General features: G+C 64.9%; 11 protein-coding genes and 1 tRNA gene. 7 read left to right on the top strand and 5 right to left on the bottom strand.

The window, feature by feature from the left end; translation table 11 throughout:
• Positions 1 to 25 precede the first annotated feature (25 nt).
• Entirely contained in the window at positions 26 to 763 is a 738-nt protein-coding gene (locus tag AB8841_RS28955) for a sulfate transporter family protein (RefSeq protein ID WP_370439190.1), read from the top strand.
• Here the strand turns inward: AB8841_RS28955 and AB8841_RS28950 are convergent.
• Positions 689 to 1,792, bottom strand: a complete 1,104-nt coding sequence (locus AB8841_RS28950; RefSeq protein WP_370439189.1) for a complex I NDUFA9 subunit family protein — start codon at positions 1,790 to 1,792, stop codon at positions 689 to 691. The two genes, AB8841_RS28955 and AB8841_RS28950, sit on opposite strands and share 75 nt — an antisense overlap.
• A gap of 212 nt (positions 1,793 to 2,004) precedes the next feature.
• Here AB8841_RS28950 and AB8841_RS28945 point away from each other — a divergent pair.
• Positions 2,005 to 2,089 (top strand) — tRNA-Leu (locus AB8841_RS28945).
• Positions 2,090 to 2,914: 825 nt separating this feature from the next.
• On the opposite strand, the gene AB8841_RS28940 is transcribed toward AB8841_RS28945, so the two are convergent.
• Positions 2,915 to 3,397, bottom strand: a complete 483-nt coding sequence (locus AB8841_RS28940; RefSeq protein ID WP_370439188.1) for an N-acetyltransferase family protein — start codon at positions 3,395 to 3,397, stop codon at positions 2,915 to 2,917.
• A 426-nt stretch (positions 3,398 to 3,823) separates the two neighbouring features.
• Complete coding sequence (locus AB8841_RS28935; protein WP_370439187.1) at positions 3,824 to 4,000, bottom strand: hypothetical protein; 177 nt, start codon at positions 3,998 to 4,000, stop codon at positions 3,824 to 3,826.
• 267 nt (positions 4,001 to 4,267) lie between these two features.
• Between AB8841_RS28935 and AB8841_RS28930 the strand changes: the two genes are divergently transcribed.
• The 3 genes from AB8841_RS28930 (at position 4,268) to AB8841_RS28920 (ending at position 12,424) form a co-directional block, all read left to right on the top strand.
• A complete protein-coding gene (locus tag AB8841_RS28930) occupies positions 4,268 to 7,675 on the top strand; it encodes a PAS domain-containing protein (protein ID WP_370439395.1) in 3,408 nt (1,135 codons plus the stop codon).
• Positions 7,676 to 7,967: 292 nt separating this feature from the next.
• Positions 7,968 to 9,179, top strand: coding sequence for an efflux RND transporter periplasmic adaptor subunit (locus AB8841_RS28925; protein WP_370439186.1), 1,212 nt, complete (start codon positions 7,968 to 7,970; stop codon positions 9,177 to 9,179).
• 11 nt (positions 9,180 to 9,190) lie between these two features.
• Positions 9,191 to 12,424 (top strand): multidrug efflux RND transporter permease subunit, encoded by a 3,234-nt coding sequence (locus AB8841_RS28920; protein WP_370439185.1) that lies wholly within the window; start codon positions 9,191 to 9,193, stop codon positions 12,422 to 12,424.
• On the opposite strand, the gene AB8841_RS28915 is transcribed toward AB8841_RS28920, so the two are convergent.
• Positions 12,378 to 14,252 carry a glycoside hydrolase family 2 protein gene (locus AB8841_RS28915; protein WP_370439184.1) on the bottom strand — a complete coding sequence of 625 codons (1,875 nt, stop codon included), beginning with the start codon at positions 14,250 to 14,252 and terminating at the stop codon, positions 12,378 to 12,380. The two genes, AB8841_RS28920 and AB8841_RS28915, sit on opposite strands and share 47 nt — an antisense overlap.
• Positions 14,253 to 14,280: 28 nt before the next feature.
• Complete coding sequence (locus AB8841_RS28910; RefSeq protein WP_370439183.1) at positions 14,281 to 14,508, bottom strand: hypothetical protein; 228 nt, start codon at positions 14,506 to 14,508, stop codon at positions 14,281 to 14,283.
• Positions 14,509 to 14,730: 222 nt separating this feature from the next.
• Here AB8841_RS28910 and AB8841_RS28905 point away from each other — a divergent pair, with 222 nt between their 5' ends.
• Positions 14,731 to 16,044 carry a family 1 glycosylhydrolase gene (locus AB8841_RS28905; protein WP_370439182.1) on the top strand — a complete coding sequence of 438 codons (1,314 nt, stop codon included), beginning with the start codon at positions 14,731 to 14,733 and terminating at the stop codon, positions 16,042 to 16,044.
• Positions 16,045 to 16,063: 19 nt separating this feature from the next.
• The gene (locus AB8841_RS28900; RefSeq protein ID WP_370439181.1) at positions 16,064 to 17,284 is read left to right on the top strand and encodes a glycoside hydrolase; all 1,221 of its coding nucleotides are present in this window, start codon (positions 16,064 to 16,066) and stop codon (positions 17,282 to 17,284) included.
• Positions 17,285 to 17,380 lie beyond the last annotated feature (96 nt).

The following is a 17,380-nucleotide window of genomic DNA, read 5'->3' as shown; positions in this document are numbered from 1 at the left end:
CTCTTCAGGAAAGACGAACAGAGACATGTTGATTCAGACGGTTTTGGCGGCGGCCCGCGATGTGTTCTCCCCGGCGCTCCGGCGCATCCTGTGGAAGTCCATCGGCCTGACCGTCGCGCTGCTGGCGCTGGTCTGGCTCGGCCTGACGCATCTTCTCGACATCTTCCTGACCGGCCATCACCTGAGCGAGGCCTATCCGTTTCTCGATACCCTTGCGGTCTTCCTGGCGGGCTTCGGCCTCTTCGTCGCGCTCGCTTATCTGCTTCCCGCCGTGTCCGCCCTCGTGGCGGGCTATTTTCTCGACGACGTGGCCGAGGTGGTGGAGCGCGGGAGCTACCCGGCCGATCCGCCGGGGCAGCCGCTGCCCTTCGGCAAGGCCCTTCTCTACGGCCTGCGCTTTGCCGCCCTGTCGCTGGCGGTCAACCTCGTCGCCCTGCTCCTGCTGTTCGTGCCCGGGATCAATATCGGCGTGTTCTTCGCCGCCAACGCCTATCTGCTGAGCCGGGAATATTTCGAGCTGGCGGCGGGGCGCTTCTGGGGCCCGGAGGACGCAAAGCGCCTGCGCGCCGAACACAGGGGGACGGTGCTCGGCGCGGGGGTCGTTCTGGCGTGTCTCGTTCTCGTGCCGGTTCTGAACCTCATCACCCCGATCTTCGGCGTGGCGATGATGGTCCATCTGCACAAGGCCCTAATGGCTCGACGGCTGGCCGACGGCCGGGCCGGAGGCCCGCTCCGGGTGGAAGTCGGACGCCGCGCCTCCTGATCGTGGCGCCAGCAGATCGGGCGTCGCGGAGGCGGCGTTGTTGCGCTTGAGGTCGAACTGACCGGTCTTGCGGAAGCGCACGAGATAGGACGGCACGATGGCCTCGATGGTGGTGGGCGTCACGCCCATGCCCTCGAGGGTGCGGCCTTCCGCAACGGCTGCCTGGGACACCACGTTGTCCGTTTCGAGCAGGATCGCCTGGTCGCGGGTGGTGACGAACTCGTCCGGCAGAAGGCCGAGGGTGACCATATCGAGCGCGCCCATGACCATGCCCTGGAAGCGGGCGGCCGCATTGGAAACCGGGATGATAGCGCGCTTGCGCTCGGTCACCGTGCAGACGAACTCCATGATCTGGCGGAGGGTGCGGATCTCGGGGCCGCCGAGCTCGTAGGTGCCCGGCCTCACGGCGCCGTCCACCGCGCGCACGATGGCCTCGGCCACGTCGCCCGCATAGACCGGCTGAAAGCGGGTGTCGGCGCCCGGCAGCGGCAGCACGGGCAGCATGCGGGCGAGCGACGCGAACCGGTTGAAGGAGCTGTCGCCCGGTCCGAACAGGAGGGAGGGACGCACAATCACCGCGTCCGGCCGAACCTTCAGGAGGTTCTCCTCGCCGGCCGCCTTGGAGCGGGCATAGGCCGATTCGGAATGGGCATCGGCGCCGAGAGCCGAGACATGGGTGAAGGACACTGCCTTTTCGGCGGCCTCGGCAATGAGGCGCGGGGCCTGCACATGGACCGACTCGAAGGTCTGGCGGCCGCCTTCCTGCAGGATGCCTGTGAGATTGACCACGTGATCGGCCCGCATCACCGCATGGCGGATCGAATCGGGATTGCGGATATTGGCCTGGATCGGGTGAACCTGCCCGACCTTGCCCATGGGCAGGAAGTTCGCGAGATTCGGCTGGCGGGTGGGAATCAGCACGCGGTAGCCGCGCTTGGCCAGGAGGCTGACCACGAAGCGGCCGAGAAAGCCCGATCCGCCGAAGACCGTGACAATTTGCTGCTCAGGCGTGCGAAGGGCGCCGATCATGAGATCCTCCTGGTCACAAGCATCTGACCGCTCAAGGGACAGGCCAGTCAAGAATATGCCGATCAATGACTTGGCCATGAATTGAGCCATGTCTCTAGTCAAACGCCGTCCCCCTGTGAAGGGGCGTCGCGCCAAGAAAGCGCATCGGATGCATTTTCAGTGATTGACGAACCCCGAGAAGCACCTTAAACGAACCCTCGCCGAACAGGCATGCCCAGGTGGCGGAATTGGTAGACGCGCTGGTTTCAGGTACCAGTGGTGAAAGCCGTGGAGGTTCGAGTCCTCTCCTGGGCACCAACTTTTCAGTTGGCGCAACTCCGTACAAGATAACAAACCCTTAGTTTCAAGGCTCTTGGGTGGTCCCTACTCTCACAGGGATCTCACACATGGCGTTTTCGACGGCCTGTCCTTGGAAGGATTCGAAGTCCGGTATCCTGCATCTCCGACAGCGAACCCCACGAGCCCTACTCAGCCACCTCAAAGGTTCGATAGTTACGCTCCCCCTCGCGGACGGGCTTGTCTCGGTGACGGTGGGTGACATGGTCCAGATGTCGCTCCAGACGCGAGGTCCCAATGAGGCCAAGCGCCTTCACGCCATCGCTGACGCTGCCCTCAAGCGGTTCCGGGCGACCCACCGTAACGGGCCATGGAAGTGCGGGCCGATCAGTGGTCGTGTGGTCGCCTGGACGCTTCTTCGATCAAGCTGGGAAGATCCCGCGTCATCCAAGAGACCATCTCAGCATGCGTGTTGAGATCGGTGGGCATGGGGATGAACGGTGGCCTCGGGTCAGTGCCTGCGGCATCCGCTTCATCGGCCTCGAACGGTTCCTGAAAGGGTACGATTGGCGGCGTCCGACCGAACAGAGTAACCAGCAGGCACAACATTCCAAGAGTCCCAACCGAGATCGCGAGAAGGTCTAAGGCGATGCCTGAAAGCACAACATGTCTCCGATGGGATTGCTATGATAGCAGTAGAACATCAGCTCCACACCCTGCCGAAGCCGCCTGCCGGCTCGTTACCGTGACCTTGAGACCGGTGCTTTAAGCGGTTCGAGCCCCTCCCTGGGGTTCAGCGAAGGATGGTTGCGCGAGACGGGGCTGTATGCGTGCGCGGAGCGGTTCTCAAAGCGCCTGGAACATCACCAACGCATCGACGTAGCCGTGGACCGGATGGTGAAAGGCCAGAGGGAGCCGACCGACGATCTCAAAGCCGAGCTTTTGCCAGAGGCGTACCGCCCGCTCGTTCGTGCTCACCACGAAGTTGAACTGCATACCCTGGTAACCGCGCGAGCGGGCGTGCGCCAACGCGTGCTCGCACATCCGCCTCGCCACCCCACGCCCAGTCGCATCCGCACTCGTCATGAAGCCACAGTTGCAGACGTGACTGCCACCACCTGCCTGGTTCGGGCGCATGTAGTAGGTGCCGAGGATCGTCCCGTCTTCCTCGGCTATGAACGTCTCCTTGTCCGGGCCAAGCCAGTAAGCCAGCGCGTCCGTCTCGGTCATGTCGCGGTCAAGCGTATAGGTCTCGCCAGCGCGAATGACCGGCTCGATGATTGACCAGACGGCGGGAGCGTCTTCGGGGCGGGCGGTGCGAATGAGCATGGCGGCACGATAATCGTTCTTGGCGTCCGGGTCACGCGCATATCCGAGCCTGATCGTTGAGGGACGGATTAATGCTATAGGTAAATCAGGCACTTACCTGATCGAGGACTAAATGTTTGATATCCGTGATCGAGGTCCGTTGCGATGGCGCCCGTGTGATACACGAGCGAAGCATGCGTCGGGCTCTTTTGCTTTTGGAATCTTCAAGGTGATGAAGCGGCAGAGGATGTCGTGAGGGGAGTACCTCAGCCATAGGAACGGAGGGCTCGGCGCGGTTCAGACCGTCCTTCGGGAGCTCCAGGAGGCTCGACATATCGGGCCTCCGGTCTTGCTCATCCCAGGCGGGTTCGCCCGACGGCCGGGCGTCTCGAGATGTCTGATCGGGTCCGGACCGGAATGTCTCCGATCGGCGGGCCGAAGGCCGCCTTATTGACTGCTGTCGCGGTTGTGCCCTCTGTCCTCGAACAGGCAGACGAGAACGAAGAGGCTGAGAACCGCCGTCAGTTGGGCAATGTTCTCGACGACGGCCGGGAGGCTGTCGCGAAAGGGTCCGCTGGCAAGGACCGAGAGAACCAGGATGGGAACGGCCGCCCAGATCATCATGCTCACCTCCATGGCCGAGACAGCTACCTACAGTGGCCTTCCTGAACGGAATCTGTATGGCCGCGTATCGTCCCGGCCGCGGTGGCCGTCGGGCCCCGCCGTTCCCGCCACGCTCCCGTGACCGGGCCCGCTCTGGGCATGGCGAATATTTACCCTAGATCGGAAGGCTTTCGGTTCTTATATCGCTGCGTCTTGCGAATTGCGGAGGGGTCGCCCTTGTCGAAGCCTATGTCCGGGACACCAGAAATCTTCGTCGGCAATGGCGAGATGGCCACGCTGATGCGGGCGAAGGATTGGAGCCGGACGCCCCTGGGCCCGCCGGAGCAATGGCCGGAGGCACTCAAGGTCGCCACGCGGATCCTGCTGACGTCGCGGTTCGAAATGTGGCTCGGCTGGGGTCCGGAGATCGCCTTTCTCTATAACGATGCGTATCGTCCGACGCTCGGCCTCAAGCATCCGGATTCCCTGGCAAAGCCGACCCGCGAGCTCTGGGCCGAGATCTGGGACGATGTCGCGCCTCGGCTGCGCGAGGTCTATGAGCGCGGCGAGGCGACATTCGATCGCGCCCTGCTGCTGATCCTGGAGCGCAATGGCTATCCGGAGGAGACCTATCACACCTTCTCCTACAGCCCCGTGCTCGATGAGGACGGGCGGGTCGGCGGCGTGTTCTGCGCCGTGTCCGAAGATACCGACCGCGTCATCAACGAGCGCCGGCTCGGTTCTCTGCGCGTGCTCGCGAGCGGATTGGCGGCCGCCGACAGCCGCAAGGCGGTCCTGCAGGCCGCACAGGCCGGCCTCGCGGCCAATTCGTGGGATCTTCCCTTCACCCTGACCTATCTTTTCGAGGACGACGGCTCGGCCGAGCTCGCCTTCACCACCGGCTTCTTCGGCGGGCACCCCACTGCGCCCCGCTATCTCGATCCGGCCACATCGAGCCTTTGGCCGCTCAAACGGCCCGAAGCCTTGGTCGACCTGTCCGGTTTCGCGGATCTGCCCATGGGGCCCTGGAACCGTTCTCCGGCCCAGGCAGTGGTCGTGCCGCTGATCGGACAGGGCAAGGAGGCGCCGATCGGGGCCATGGTCGTCGGCCTCAATCCCCATCGGCCATTCGATTCCGAGTATCTCGGCTTCCTGCAGCTCATGGCGGGGCAGGTCTCGTCGAGCCTCGCCAGCGCCGAGGCCTATGAGGCGGAGCATCGGCGGGCCGCGGCCCTGGCCGAGGCCCTGGGCATGCGTCAGCAGGCCGCCAAGGCTCTCGAGGACATCAATGCGCGGCTGGAATCCGAGGTCGAGCTCCGGACGGCCGAGCGCGACCGCATGCGCGCGCTGTTCCAGCGCGCCCCCGGATTCATGTGCGTCCTGCAGGGACCGGAGCTCGTCTTCGAGTTCATGAACGAGGCCTATCAGCTGCTCGTCGGAAGCCGCGATCTCACGGGTCTTCCGGTTCGAGCGGCGCTGCCCGAAATCGAGGGCCAGGGATTTTTCGAGCTTCTCGACGAAGTCTATCGGACAGGCGAGCCGTTCGTCGGCCGCAACATGCCGGTCCATATCCAGCGCGAGCCCGGAGGCCCCCTCGAAAAGCGATTCGTGAACCTGGTGTACCAGCCGATCGTCGAGGCCGACGGATCCGTCTCGGGGATCTTCGCCGAGGGACATGACGTCACGCACCAGATGCGCGCCGAACAGGCGCTGCGCCAGCTGAACGAAACCCTTGAGCAGCAGGTCAAGGAGCGCACCTACGAACGCGATCTTGTCTGGCGCATGAGCCAGGACCTCTTCGTGCTCTGCGGCTTCGACGGCTGCTACCGCAGCCTGAATCCGGCATGGGCGGAGGCGCTCGGCTATGAGACCGAAGAACTCGTCGGCAAGCGGTTCGATGCTCTGGTTCACCCGGACGATTGGGGCGCCTTCGAAACGCAGCTCGGCCGCATTGCGGAGGGCCAGATCGTTCGCGACTTCGATATCCGCCTCCGCAGGCAGGACGGCGCTTACCGCTGGTTCAGCTGGTTCTGCGTGCCGGAAGGCGACCAGTTCTACGCAGCGGGCCGCGATATCACCGAACGCAAGCAGCTCGAGGAGCACCTGCGCAACTCCCAGAAGATGGAGGCGCTGGGCCAGCTCACCGGCGGCGTGGCGCACGACTTCAACAACCTGCTCCAGGTGATCAGCGGCAATCTGCAGCTCCTGACCAAGGATCTCGCAGGCAACGCCCGCGCCGAAGCGCGGGTCCAGAACGCGCTCGCCGGCGTGTCGCGCGGCTCCAAGCTCGCCGCCCAACTCCTGGCCTTCGGCCGGCGCCAGCCGCTGGAGCCCAAGGTCGTCAATGTCGGTCGCTTCATCAAGGGCATGGACGACATGCTGCGCCGGGCGCTGGGCGAGGAGATCGACATCGAGACGGTGGTCTCGGGGGGATTGTGGAACACCCAGGTCGATCCGGGGCAGATCGAGAACGCCATCCTGAACCTGGCGATCAATGCCCGGGACGCCATGGGCGGCCGCGGACGCCTGACCATCGAGGCCGGCAACGCCCTGCTCGACGATCGCTATGCCCTGCAGCACGACGTGGGGGCCGGCCAGTACGTGCTGCTGGCGGTGACCGATACCGGCAGCGGCATTGCGCCCGAAATCCTGGACCGGGTGTTCGATCCCTTCTTCAGCACCAAGCCGGAAGGAAAAGGCACCGGCCTGGGCCTGTCGATGGTCTACGGCTTCGTCAAGCAGTCCGGCGGGCACATCAAGCTCTACAGCGAGGTCGGCCAGGGCACGACCGTGAAGATCTATCTGCCAAGGGTGCATGGCCAGGAGGATGTGCTCACCGATCTTCGCACCGTGCCGGTCCAGGGCGGAACCGAGACCATTCTCGTGGTGGAAGACGACGACGAGGTCCGCGAGACCGCCGTCGCGCTCCTGTCGGATCTCGGCTACCGCGTGCTCAAGGCGCGCGACGCGACAAGCGCCCTGAACGTGATCGAGAGCGGGCTCGACATCGATCTCCTGTTCACGGACGTGGTCATGCCGGGACCGTTGCGCAGCCCGGAGCTGGCCCGCAAGGCACGGCTGCGCCTGCCGCACATCGCGGTGCTGTTCACCTCAGGGTACACCGAGAACGCGATCGTGCACGGCGGCCGCCTCGATCCCGGCGTGGAACTCCTGCCGAAGCCGTATTCGCGGGAGGATCTCGCCCGCAAGATCCGGCATGTCCTGGCCAACCAGCAGCAGCGCAACCGCGCCGCATCGCCGCGCTCGTCTCAGGCAGGAGTTCAGGCGAGAATGGCCGGGAACGTCATGGCCGGGAACGTCATGGGCCGGACCATTCTGCTGGTCGAGGACGATGAGCTGATCCGGAGCAGCACGGCCGAGATCCTGACCGAGCTCGGCCATGAGGTGCTGCAGGCCCAGGATGCGGCATCGGCCCTGAGGGCGCTCGAAACCCGATCCATCGACCTCCTGGTCACCGATGTCGGGCTTCCCGACCTGCCCGGGACTCAGCTGGCTCAGCGAGCGTTGGACGCTCGTCCGGGTCTGGGCGTGGTCTTCGCCACCGGAGACGAAGCCTTGCCGGCCGAGCCGGGTTCGGCGCGCGCGGTGCGGCTGGTCAAGCCTTATACCGAGCAGGATCTGGCGCAGGCTCTGGCCGTTGCCATGTCCAGAGCGCGCTCGGATGCGGCGGAATAATCGCCACATGCCCATGTGCGGTCAGGCTTGGCGTGGTCAGGCTTGGCGCGGTCAGGCTTGGCGCGGTCATGCTCGCGGACGGGCGCTTCCCGGTCCGATTCCGGCGTCCTGAAGCGGGAGACCGCCGGGCGCGACATCGCGGACCGACGGCCTGCGGGAGAGTCACGCAGGTGTGATCCTCCTTCCCTGGTAGCATCCAGCCCACAATCTATATGCCCTCGTTCGAGGATGCTCTCTCAGAGGTGCCGTTCGGCGCTGAGCTTGAGGCTGGGCAGCGTGATTGGATATGCGCATGACGAAGCCTTTACAGCGCCGGTCCAAGTTTTTTGGCGGGGCGATCCGCCTCCTCATCGTCTGTGTTCTGCTTGCCGGTGCTTACGGAATCTGGATCGCCGTCAACCGGACTCAATCGCGCCAGAATACGGCGCGGCAGGATCTGCCTCCCGCGCCCGTCCAGGTCGCCGCTGCGGCCCACTCCAAAGTGCCCATCTACACCATCGGTCTCGGCTCGGTGCAGGCCTACAACACCGTCACGGTCCGCTCGCGCGTCGATGGGGAGATTCAGAAGATCGCCTTCGAGGAGGGGCAGATGGTGAAAGAGGGCGACCTGCTCGTCCAGATCGATCCTCGGCCTTTTCAGGCCATGCTCGACCAGGCGGTCGCCAAGAAGGCGCAGGATGAAGCGCAACTGGCCAATGCCAAGCTCGATCTGGCCCGGTACAACGAACTGGCGACGCGCAGCTTCGCGTCCAAGCAGCAGGTCGACACGCAGCAGGCCGCCGTCAACCAGTTCACGGCCCAGATCCAAGGCGATCAGGCTCAGATCGACAACGCCAGGACAGAGCTCGGCTACACCACGATCCGGTCCCCCATCGCCGGACGCACGGGTCTGCGTCTCGTCGACCAGGGAAACATCGTCCGATCGACGGATTCCGGCGGCATCGTGACCGTCGCGCAGATCCAGCCGATTTCGGTTCTCTACACCTTGCCGGAGCAGAGTCTGCCCGCGCTTCAGAAGGCTCAGGCGGCGGGGCCGGTGACGGTGCAAGCCCTGGCTCAAGGGAGCAAGTCCGTGCTGGCGCAGGGCACGCTGACGCTGATCAACAACGAAATCGATCAGGAGAGCGGCACGATCAAGCTGAAGGCTACCTTCGAAAACAAGGACCGGGCCCTCTGGCCCGGACAATCCGTGACCATGCGGACCCTTCTCGAGACCCTTGATGCGCTCACCGTACCGGCCGACGCCATTCAGCGGACTCAGCAGGGACTTGCCGTCTATGTGGTACGGCCCGATGACACGGCTGAGTTTCGACGGGTCGACGTCGGCCCGATCACGCAGGGCCTTGCGGTCATCGAAAGCGGCCTTTCCGAGGGCGATCAGGTCGTGACGTCAGGTCAGTACCGGCTCCAGCCCGGAACGAAGATCCGCAAGACGGAGGGGCAGCCGCCGCAGGCGCCGGGTCCCGCCGGGAACGCGAAAACTCAGAGCGTCTCCACCGAATAGCGAGGCTACCCATGGCTCATGGCCCTGGTACAACGGACGTCTCCCGCAGCCACGGCGGCATATCCGGTCCCTTCATCCGCAGGCCGATCGGGACGTCGCTCCTCATGCTGGGCCTTCTCTTCGTGGGAGCCGTCGCCTATCCCTTCCTGCCGGTCGCGCCTTTGCCGCAGGTGGATTTCCCCACCATTCAGGTGAGCGCGGCCCTTCCGGGGGCCAGCCCGCAAACCATGGCGTCCTCGGTCGCGCAGCCGCTTGAACGGCAATTTTCGCAGATTCCGGGCGTCACGCAGATTACCTCGACGAGCACGCTCGGAACGACTGCGATCACCGTTCAGTTCGAGCTCGATCGCAATATCGACGCGGCCGCGCAGGATATTCAGGCCGGGATCAATGCGGCGAGCGGCCAGCTTCCGAAGAACCTGCCGAACGCCCCCGTCTATCGCAAGGTCAATCCTGCCGATGCGCCCATTCTGATCATCGGCGTCGGTTCGGACACGCTGCCCCTCTCCGAGGTCGACGACAACGCGGATACGAAGCTGGCCCAGCAGATCAGCCAGATGCCGGGGATTGCGCAGGTCAATATCGGGGGCGAGCAGAAGCCGGCCGTTCGCGTACAGATCGATCCCGCCCGCCTGGCCGCGAAGGGCCTCTCCCTCGAGGATGTGCGGGGCAAGATCGCCGTATCCACCGTCGACAGCCCCAAGGGCAGCATCAACGGCCAGACGCGGTCCTTTACGATCTACACCAACGACCAGCTGACCGCTGCGGCGCAGTGGAACGACGTCATCGTGGCGTATCGCAACGGTGCGCCGATCCGGATCCGTGACATCGGACAGGCCGTGGACGGCCCGGAGGATACGCTGAAAGCCGCGTGGTCGAACGGACGCCGCGCGGTTCTCCTGGTCGTGTTCAAGCAGCCGGGCGCCAACGTCATTGACACCGTCGACCGCGTCAAAGCCGCGCTGCCACGCCTTCAGGCCGCGCTGCCGCCGAGCATCAAGGTCGATATCCTGAGCGATCGCACGCAGACGATCCGCGCCTCGGTGTCGGACGTGCAGATGACGCTTTTGCTGACGATCGCCCTCGTGGTGACGGTGATCTTCCTGTTCCTCAGGAGCCTCTGGGCGACCATCATTCCAAGCGTGACGGTCCCGCTGGCTCTCCTTGGAACGGCCGCGACGATGTATATCCTGGGCTACAGCCTCGACAATCTGTCCCTGATGGCGCTCACGATCGCGGTTGGCTTCGTGGTCGACGACGCGATCGTCATGACGGAGAATATCGTCCGTCATCTGGAAGGCGGCATGACGCCCATGCAGGCGGCGCTCACGGGTGCCGGGGAGATCGGTTTCACGATCATCTCGATCAGCCTGTCGCTCGTGGCCGTCTTCATCCCGCTCCTGCTCATGGGAGGCGTGATCGGCCGCCTGTTCCGTGAATTCTCCGTCACGGTGACGATGACCATCGCCATCTCCGCCCTCGTGTCCCTGACGCTTGCGCCGATGCTGGCCTCGCGCTTCCTGAAGGACGAGAAGCACGCGCGCCACGGCCGCCTCTACATGCTGATGGAGGCGATATTCGACGGTATCTTGCGCGCCTACGAGCGAGGGCTCGATTGGGTCCTCAGGCATTCCATCCTGACCGTGCTCGTCTTCTTCGCGACGGTGGCGGCCTCGGTCTATCTCTACGTCATCATTCCGAAAGGCTTCTTCCCTCAGCAGGACACCGGTCTCATCACGGGCATTTCCGAGGCCAGCCAGAACGTGTCGTTCCGTGAGATGTCGCAGATCCAGCAGACGTTCGGCGGAATCATCGCCCAGGATCCCGACGTGGCGACCGTCGCCATGTTCGTCGGCTCGGGAGGTGGGCAAAGTCTCAACAACGGCCGCGTCTTCATCGCACTCAAGCCCCGTCCGGAGCGGAAGTCTTCCGCCGCGGAGATCATCGGCCGCCTGCGTCCGCAGCTTGCGAAGGTCCAGGGCGGGGCCCTGTTCCTGCAGGCGGCTCAGGACATCAATGTCGGCGGGCGCTCGACGCGAACCCAGTACCAGTACACGATTCAGGACGCCAATCTCACGGAACTCGACGAGTGGGCTCCGAAGCTCCTCGAAAAGTTCAAGCAGCTGCCGGAGTTGCAGGACGTCGCGACGGATCAGCAGACGAACGGAGGCACGCTGACCCTCGAAATCGACAGGGATCAGGCATCCCGCTTCGGATTCGATCCGCAATTGATCGACGACACGATCTACGATGCCTTCGGTCAGCGGCAGGTGACGCAATACTTCACGCAGCTCAACTCCTATCATGTCATCCTGGAGGTCCTGCCCGAGCTGCAGAGCAAACCGGAGACGCTGGAGCAGATCTATCTGCGCTCGCCGCTGACGGGCCAGCAGGTGCCGCTCTCCGTTCTGGCGCGGTGGACCACGCGTCCGGTCGCTCCTCTCTCGGTCAGCCACCAGGGTCAGTTTCCGGCCGTCACCCTCAGTTTCAACCTGGCGCCAGGAATTGCCCTGGGGCAGGCGACGGCGGCGATCGACCGGGCCCGTCAGGAGCTGGGAACGCCGGGCGCGCTGATCGGAAATTTCCAGGGGAACGCCCAGGCTTTTCAGCAATCGACCCAGTCCACGCCGTATCTGATCGCGGCCGCGCTCGTGGTCATCTATGTCATTCTGGGTGTCCTGTACGAGAGCTACATCCATCCCCTGACGATCCTGTCCACCTTGCCCTCAGCGGGCCTCGGCGCGCTGGCGACGCTGATGCTCTTCCACATCGACTTCAACCTGATCGCGCTGATCGGCGTCATTCTGCTGATCGGAATCGTCAAGAAGAACGGCATCATGCTCGTCGACTTCGCCATCGAAGCCGAGCGGGCGGAAGGGCTCTCGCCCAGGGAGGCGATCCGCAGGGCCTGCATCTTACGGTTTCGCCCCATCATGATGACCACGATGGCGGCGATCCTGAGCGGCCTGCCGCTGATGATCGGCGCAGGCACCGGCGCCGAGATCCGGCAGCCGCTCGGATACGCCATGGTCGGCGGCCTGGTGGTCAGCCAGGCTCTGACGCTGTTCACGACGCCGGTGATCTATCTCTATCTCGACCGGTTCTCCACATGGCTGACGCATGCGTTCAAAAGGGCTCCGGCGTCCGAGCCCGAACCGGCATGGGTGGAACCGGAAGCACGCTCCGGCGGAGTGCGAATTATTTCTGGCCGCGCGCACGCCGACGCCGTTCCACCTCGTGCTTGATCAACATGTCCAGGATTTCGCTCGGCACCGCCTTCGAGGGACGGCTGTTGATGGCGCGCAGGCGCTCGGAATCGAATTTCGGCTCGCGGTCGACGGTGAGCAGGCCGTTGGTCTCCTGCGCGGTGTCGGTCAACTGGGTGTAGCAGAAGCCCGCAAGGGCGGTGGACGCGAGAAGAGCATCGACGAGCTCCTCGTAACGCTCGAGCAGCGCCTCGGGGCTGGCGAACTGACCGTAGCCGAACCAGTCCTCGCTGGCCTGCGGCACGAATCCGAGGCCGCCGAATTCGCTGATGACGATCGGTTCGTCGGTCATCTCGGTCCCTTCTCCGAGCAGGGAATGGTGATGCGGACGCACATGGCGGAACGTGCGCTCGATGGTTTCGCGATCCGCGTAGCGCTCGCGAAGCATCTCGCCCGTGGGCGCGTAATCGTGCACGCCGAACACGTCGCCGACGGCATGCTGCCAGCCGTCATTGCCGATCACGGGGCGCGTCGGGTCGAGCGCCCGGGTGAGATGATAGAGCGCCCGCACGAAGTCGCGCTGCTGGGCCGAGCGATCGAGATCGGGCACGCCCCAGCTCTCGTTCAAGGGAACCCAGGTGATGATGGAGGGATGGTTGTAGTCGCGCCTGACGGCCTCGAGCCACTCGCGCGTCAGCATCTCGGCCGCGCGATCCGAATAGACATAGGCGTTGGCGGCTTCGCTCCAGACCAGCATCCCGAGCCTGTCGCACCAGTAGAGGAACCGGGGATCCTCGATCTTCTGGTGAATCCGGATGCCGTTGAAGCCCAGCGATTGGGCAAGCTCCACCTCGCGCTTGAGCGCATCGGCGTCGGGAGCCGCGAGAAGGGAGCTGGGCCAGTAGTTCTGCGCCAGCACCAGCCGCAGAAAGATCGGGATGCCGTTGATGATGAAACGGCCGTCGCGGGCCTCGATCCGGCGCAGGCCGAAATAGCTCTCGACCCGGTCGACGACGGCGCCGCGATCGTCAAGAAGCTCGATCGCGGCCTCGATGAGATTGGGATGCTCCGGCGCCCAGAGCAGCGTGCGGCGACGGCGGATTGCCGCGTCGTTGATGTCGAGGAGGAGATCGCGCCGGAGTTCACGGCCGGACAGGAGGCAGGTGTCGTCGGCCAGCGTGCGCGTCGGCAGGTCGCCCCTCAGCAGCACGCGGACGCGCCAGCCTTCGAGAGGCGGACCGTCCAGTCTGAGAATCATCCTGACGCCGAACCGGTCGACATCGGGCGTCCAGCGAATCTCCGCGATCGCCACCTTCCGCAGCGGTTCGAGCCAGACCGGCTGCCAGATGCCGGTCGTGCGGTGATACCAGATGTAGCCGGGCTCTTCCTCCCAATATTGCTTGCCGCGCGGCTGCTGCAGGTCGCGCGGTTCGTCTTCCGCGCGCACGGTGATCACCTGGACCTCTCCGGGAACGAGCAGTGGGGTGATATCCGCCGAGAACGGGGTCTGCCCGCCGACATGTTCGACCGCCATGCGGCCGTTGACCCAGACCATGGCCCTGAAGTCGACGGCTCCGAAGTGGAGCAGGAGACGGCCATGACGGACATCGTCGCCAAGGCTGATTTCGCGACGGTACCAGACCACCCGGTGAAAACCCGTCTCGTGGATGCCGGATCGCTCGCTCTCGGGCGGGAAGGGCACCGTGATCTCGCGGTCGAAGGGTTCGGCCCGGTCGAACCAGTGCTCGAAAAGCCCTCGATCGGCGTCGTCGAAGGCAAAGCCCCAGGGGCCGCACAGGTCGGTCCAGCGATCACGGCGCAGATGCGGGCGGGGGTGAAGATCGGCCGGGGAGATCGTCTCAGTCATCTCGTCTGCTCGGTCTTTCCGAGGGCCGTCAGTACCGGCCCTTCATGGTGCGATGGTCGGCCGGGGGAGTGGTCAAATTCAGGCAGCGCGGCTTCGGCTGCGGCGCTTGCGGGTCCGCCCCGTCGGGGGCCGCGCCGGCCTTGCGCGCAAACACGGTCCCATCCCCCGTTTCCTTGTTGCGATCCTCCCCGCCGGGGGCTTCCTGGTCGGCACCGGCCCGCTGTGCCGGTCGGGAGGAAACAGTCCGGTTCGGCATGGCTCGCCTCGCCTGCGGTTGGATCCTGCGGCTGAACGCCGGGAACGGCTTCCTGTCGCCCACCAACGCGTAAGGACGAGGGAGGTTCGTGAACGGCGGATCGGGTGCAACTTTCCCGCGCCGGAGTCGTTTCTCAAGCTGGATCACATGCGGCCGAGGTTCGTCCGCGGCCCAACCGCTGTGCTGCAGTGGAAGCACTGACGCCCAAGGGACGGCCTCGGCATGACCCAAGCGCTCCCGTCACGATCTCAACTCCGCCGCTTGACCGCGCCCGACGCATTCTGGTGGTCCACCGGCATCGAGGACACCTTCATCACGGCGCCGCATCCCGTGACCGGCAGGACGCTCGACGAATACGAGCTGACCGGCCATTACGAACGATGGCACGACGATCTCGGCCTCGTGGCCGAGCTCGGCGTGCCGTGCGCCCGCTACGGGGTTCCCTGGCATCGCATCCAGCCCCGGCCGGACGTCTGGGACTGGACATTTCCGGACGAGACCCTGGAGCGATTGCTCGAGCTTGGGATCGCGCCTCAGGTCGATCTCGTCCATTACGGTCTGCCGTCCTGGATCAAAGGGGCATTTCTCCATCCCGATTATCCGAAGCTGGTCGCCGAATACGCGGCACGCCTCGCGGAGCGCTTCCGCGGACGCATCACCTGGTACACGCCGCTCAACGAGCCCCGCATCACGGGCTGGTATTGCGGACGCCTCGGCTGGTGGCCGCCGTTCCGGCGCAGCTGGCCCGGCTTCGTGGCGCTGATGCTGGCGATCGCCAAGGGAATGGTCGAGACCGTGAGGGCGCTGCAGGAGGTCGATCCGGAGATCGTCCCCTATTTCGTCGACGCCACCGATCTCTTCGATACGGACGATCCCCTCTTCGAGAACGAGGCCCGGCTTCGGCAGGAGATCGTCTTCCTGGCCCTCGACCTCGTCTCGGGACGGATCGACGAGCATCATCCGCTGTGGTCCTGGCTCCTGAAGAACGGCGCGCGCGAGACCGAACTCGCCTGGTTTCGCGATCGCGCCGTCCCGCTTCCGGTCATCGGCATGAATCTCTACCCGATGTTCACGCAGAAAAAGCTTCTGCGGGATGCCGGGGGGCGCTTTCGCATCCGCATGCCCTACGCGGGCGCCGATCTCATCACCCGTCTCGGACGTCTCTACCATGAGCGTTACGGGGTCCCGCTGATGATCTCGGAGACCGCATCCATGGGCTCCCTGCGCCGTCGGCTCGACTGGCTCGAGCGTTCGGTCGCGGCCACGCGGCAGCTGCGCGCCGAGGGCATTCCGCTCGTGGGATATACCTGGTGGCCGATGTTCTCCCTCGTCACCTGGGCCTATCGCCAGGGGCGGCGCCCGGTGACGGACCATCTGGCCCCGATGGGATTGTGGGACATCGTTCCGGACGAGGAGGATCCTCTGCGCCGGGTGCCGACGCCTGCAATGGTGGCCTATCGAAATCTCGCGAAGGGCGGATCGGATGCCGTCGGCATGCTGGCTTCCGCTTTGGCTCCCGTAGCCGCGTCGGGATGAGGAAAAGGGGGACGGCAGGGTGTTTCGCAGCTTCTTTCTGGCCGGCTTCGAGGGATCGACCGGCTACAACCGTCATGGGCACTGGTTCGATCAGGTCGTCGCGACGGGGCACGACAGAACCGTCGACGAGGATTACCGGCAGCTTTCGGCACTCGGCCTTCATGGCGCGCGCGAGACCATCCGGTGGCCGCTTGTCGATCGGGGCAAGGGGCATCGGGGTAAGGGACGATACGACTTTTCGACGGTCGAGCCTTTCGTCGAGGCGGCGCGCCGCCATGGCGTCGAGGTGATCTGGGATCTCTTCCATTACGGCTATCCGCAGGGGCTCGATCCCCTGGGCAAGGATTTTCCGGGGCGTTTCGCCGATTACTGCTACGCCATCGGTCGCTACGTCGCCGAACGGACGGAGGGCGTCTGCGCCTTCACGCCGGTGAACGAACCCTCGTTCATGGCCTATGCTGGGGGCGAGAAGGGGCTTTTTGCCCCTCACGTGACAGGGCGCGGCTGGGAGCTGAAGGTCGCGCTCGCGCGCGCCGCGATCGAGGGCATCGATGCCCTGTGGGCCGCGTGTCCCGGGGCCCGCATGGTCAATGTCGATCCCCTGTGCCGAGTGGCCTGCCCTCCCGGTCGCCCGCAGCTGGAAGACGAGGTGCGCGACTTCAACGAGCGTCTCGTCTTCCAGAGCTGGGACATGCTGTGCGGGACGCTCCTACCCGAACTCGGCGGCAGCCGCGCGCATCTCGATGTCGTGGGCATCAACTATTATTGGACGAATCAGTGGGAATGGGGCGGGCTCGCGCGAGAGGACGGCGTGAACCCGCCGCTCGCCGACGACGATCCCCGGCGCTGGTCCTTGAGTGATCTCGTTCGTTCAGTCTCCGACCGTTACGGGGGAGAGATGATGATCACGGAAACCAGCCATATCGGCGACAATCGGGGCCGATGGCTGCACGAAGTCGCGAAGGAATCGGAAGCTCTTCTGCGCGAACGTGTTCCGATCCGGGGCGTATGTCTTTATCCGATCCTCGGCATGCCGGAATGGCACGATCCCGACATCTGGACGCCGATGGGCCTCTGGGATCCGGTGTGCCACCGCGACCCCTGCGGAGAGCGGCTGATCTGCGGACCCATGCTGGAGGCGCTGCAATCCGTGCGTCACCTCGACCGGCTGCACCATGCCGTCCTGTCCCGTGCGGACAGGCATGGACGACGCGCAAGCCGGCCGATGGCGGCCGAATAGGTCCCGGCGAATAGGTCCTGGCGAATAGGTTCTGGGCCATCCGTTGGGCGATCCGGGACGGACATGCACTGGCCTACGCAAGCCCTTTCTCGCGAG

Origin of the sequence: Microvirga sp. TS319 (assembly GCF_041276405.1) — a bacterium.
Classification (GTDB): domain Bacteria; phylum Pseudomonadota; class Alphaproteobacteria; order Rhizobiales; family Beijerinckiaceae; genus Microvirga.
The sequence above is the reverse complement of the archived record's forward strand: the minus strand, read 5'-3'. Positions and strand labels throughout refer to the sequence as shown.

Excerpts from the sequence above, each read along its gene's own strand:
- AB8841_RS28915 (WP_370439184.1), bottom strand. The coding sequence starts at position 14,252 with ATGACTGAGACGATCTCCCCGGCCGATCTTCACCCCCGCCCGCATCTG.
- AB8841_RS28955 (WP_370439190.1), top strand. The coding sequence starts at position 26 with ATGTTGATTCAGACGGTTTTGGCGGCGGCCCGCGATGTGTTCTCCCCG.
- AB8841_RS28905 (WP_370439182.1), top strand. The coding sequence starts at position 14,731 with ATGACCCAAGCGCTCCCGTCACGATCTCAACTCCGCCGCTTGACCGCG.
- AB8841_RS28940 (WP_370439188.1), bottom strand. The coding sequence starts at position 3,397 with ATGCTCATTCGCACCGCCCGCCCCGAAGACGCTCCCGCCGTCTGGTCA.
- AB8841_RS28930 (WP_370439395.1), top strand. The coding sequence starts at position 4,268 with ATGGCCACGCTGATGCGGGCGAAGGATTGGAGCCGGACGCCCCTGGGC.
- AB8841_RS28925 (WP_370439186.1), top strand. The coding sequence starts at position 7,968 with ATGACGAAGCCTTTACAGCGCCGGTCCAAGTTTTTTGGCGGGGCGATC.
- AB8841_RS28910 (WP_370439183.1), bottom strand. The coding sequence starts at position 14,508 with ATGCCGAACCGGACTGTTTCCTCCCGACCGGCACAGCGGGCCGGTGCC.
- AB8841_RS28950 (WP_370439189.1), bottom strand. The coding sequence starts at position 1,792 with ATGATCGGCGCCCTTCGCACGCCTGAGCAGCAAATTGTCACGGTCTTC.
- AB8841_RS28935 (WP_370439187.1), bottom strand. The coding sequence starts at position 4,000 with ATGATGATCTGGGCGGCCGTTCCCATCCTGGTTCTCTCGGTCCTTGCC.
- AB8841_RS28920 (WP_370439185.1), top strand. The coding sequence starts at position 9,191 with ATGGCTCATGGCCCTGGTACAACGGACGTCTCCCGCAGCCACGGCGGC.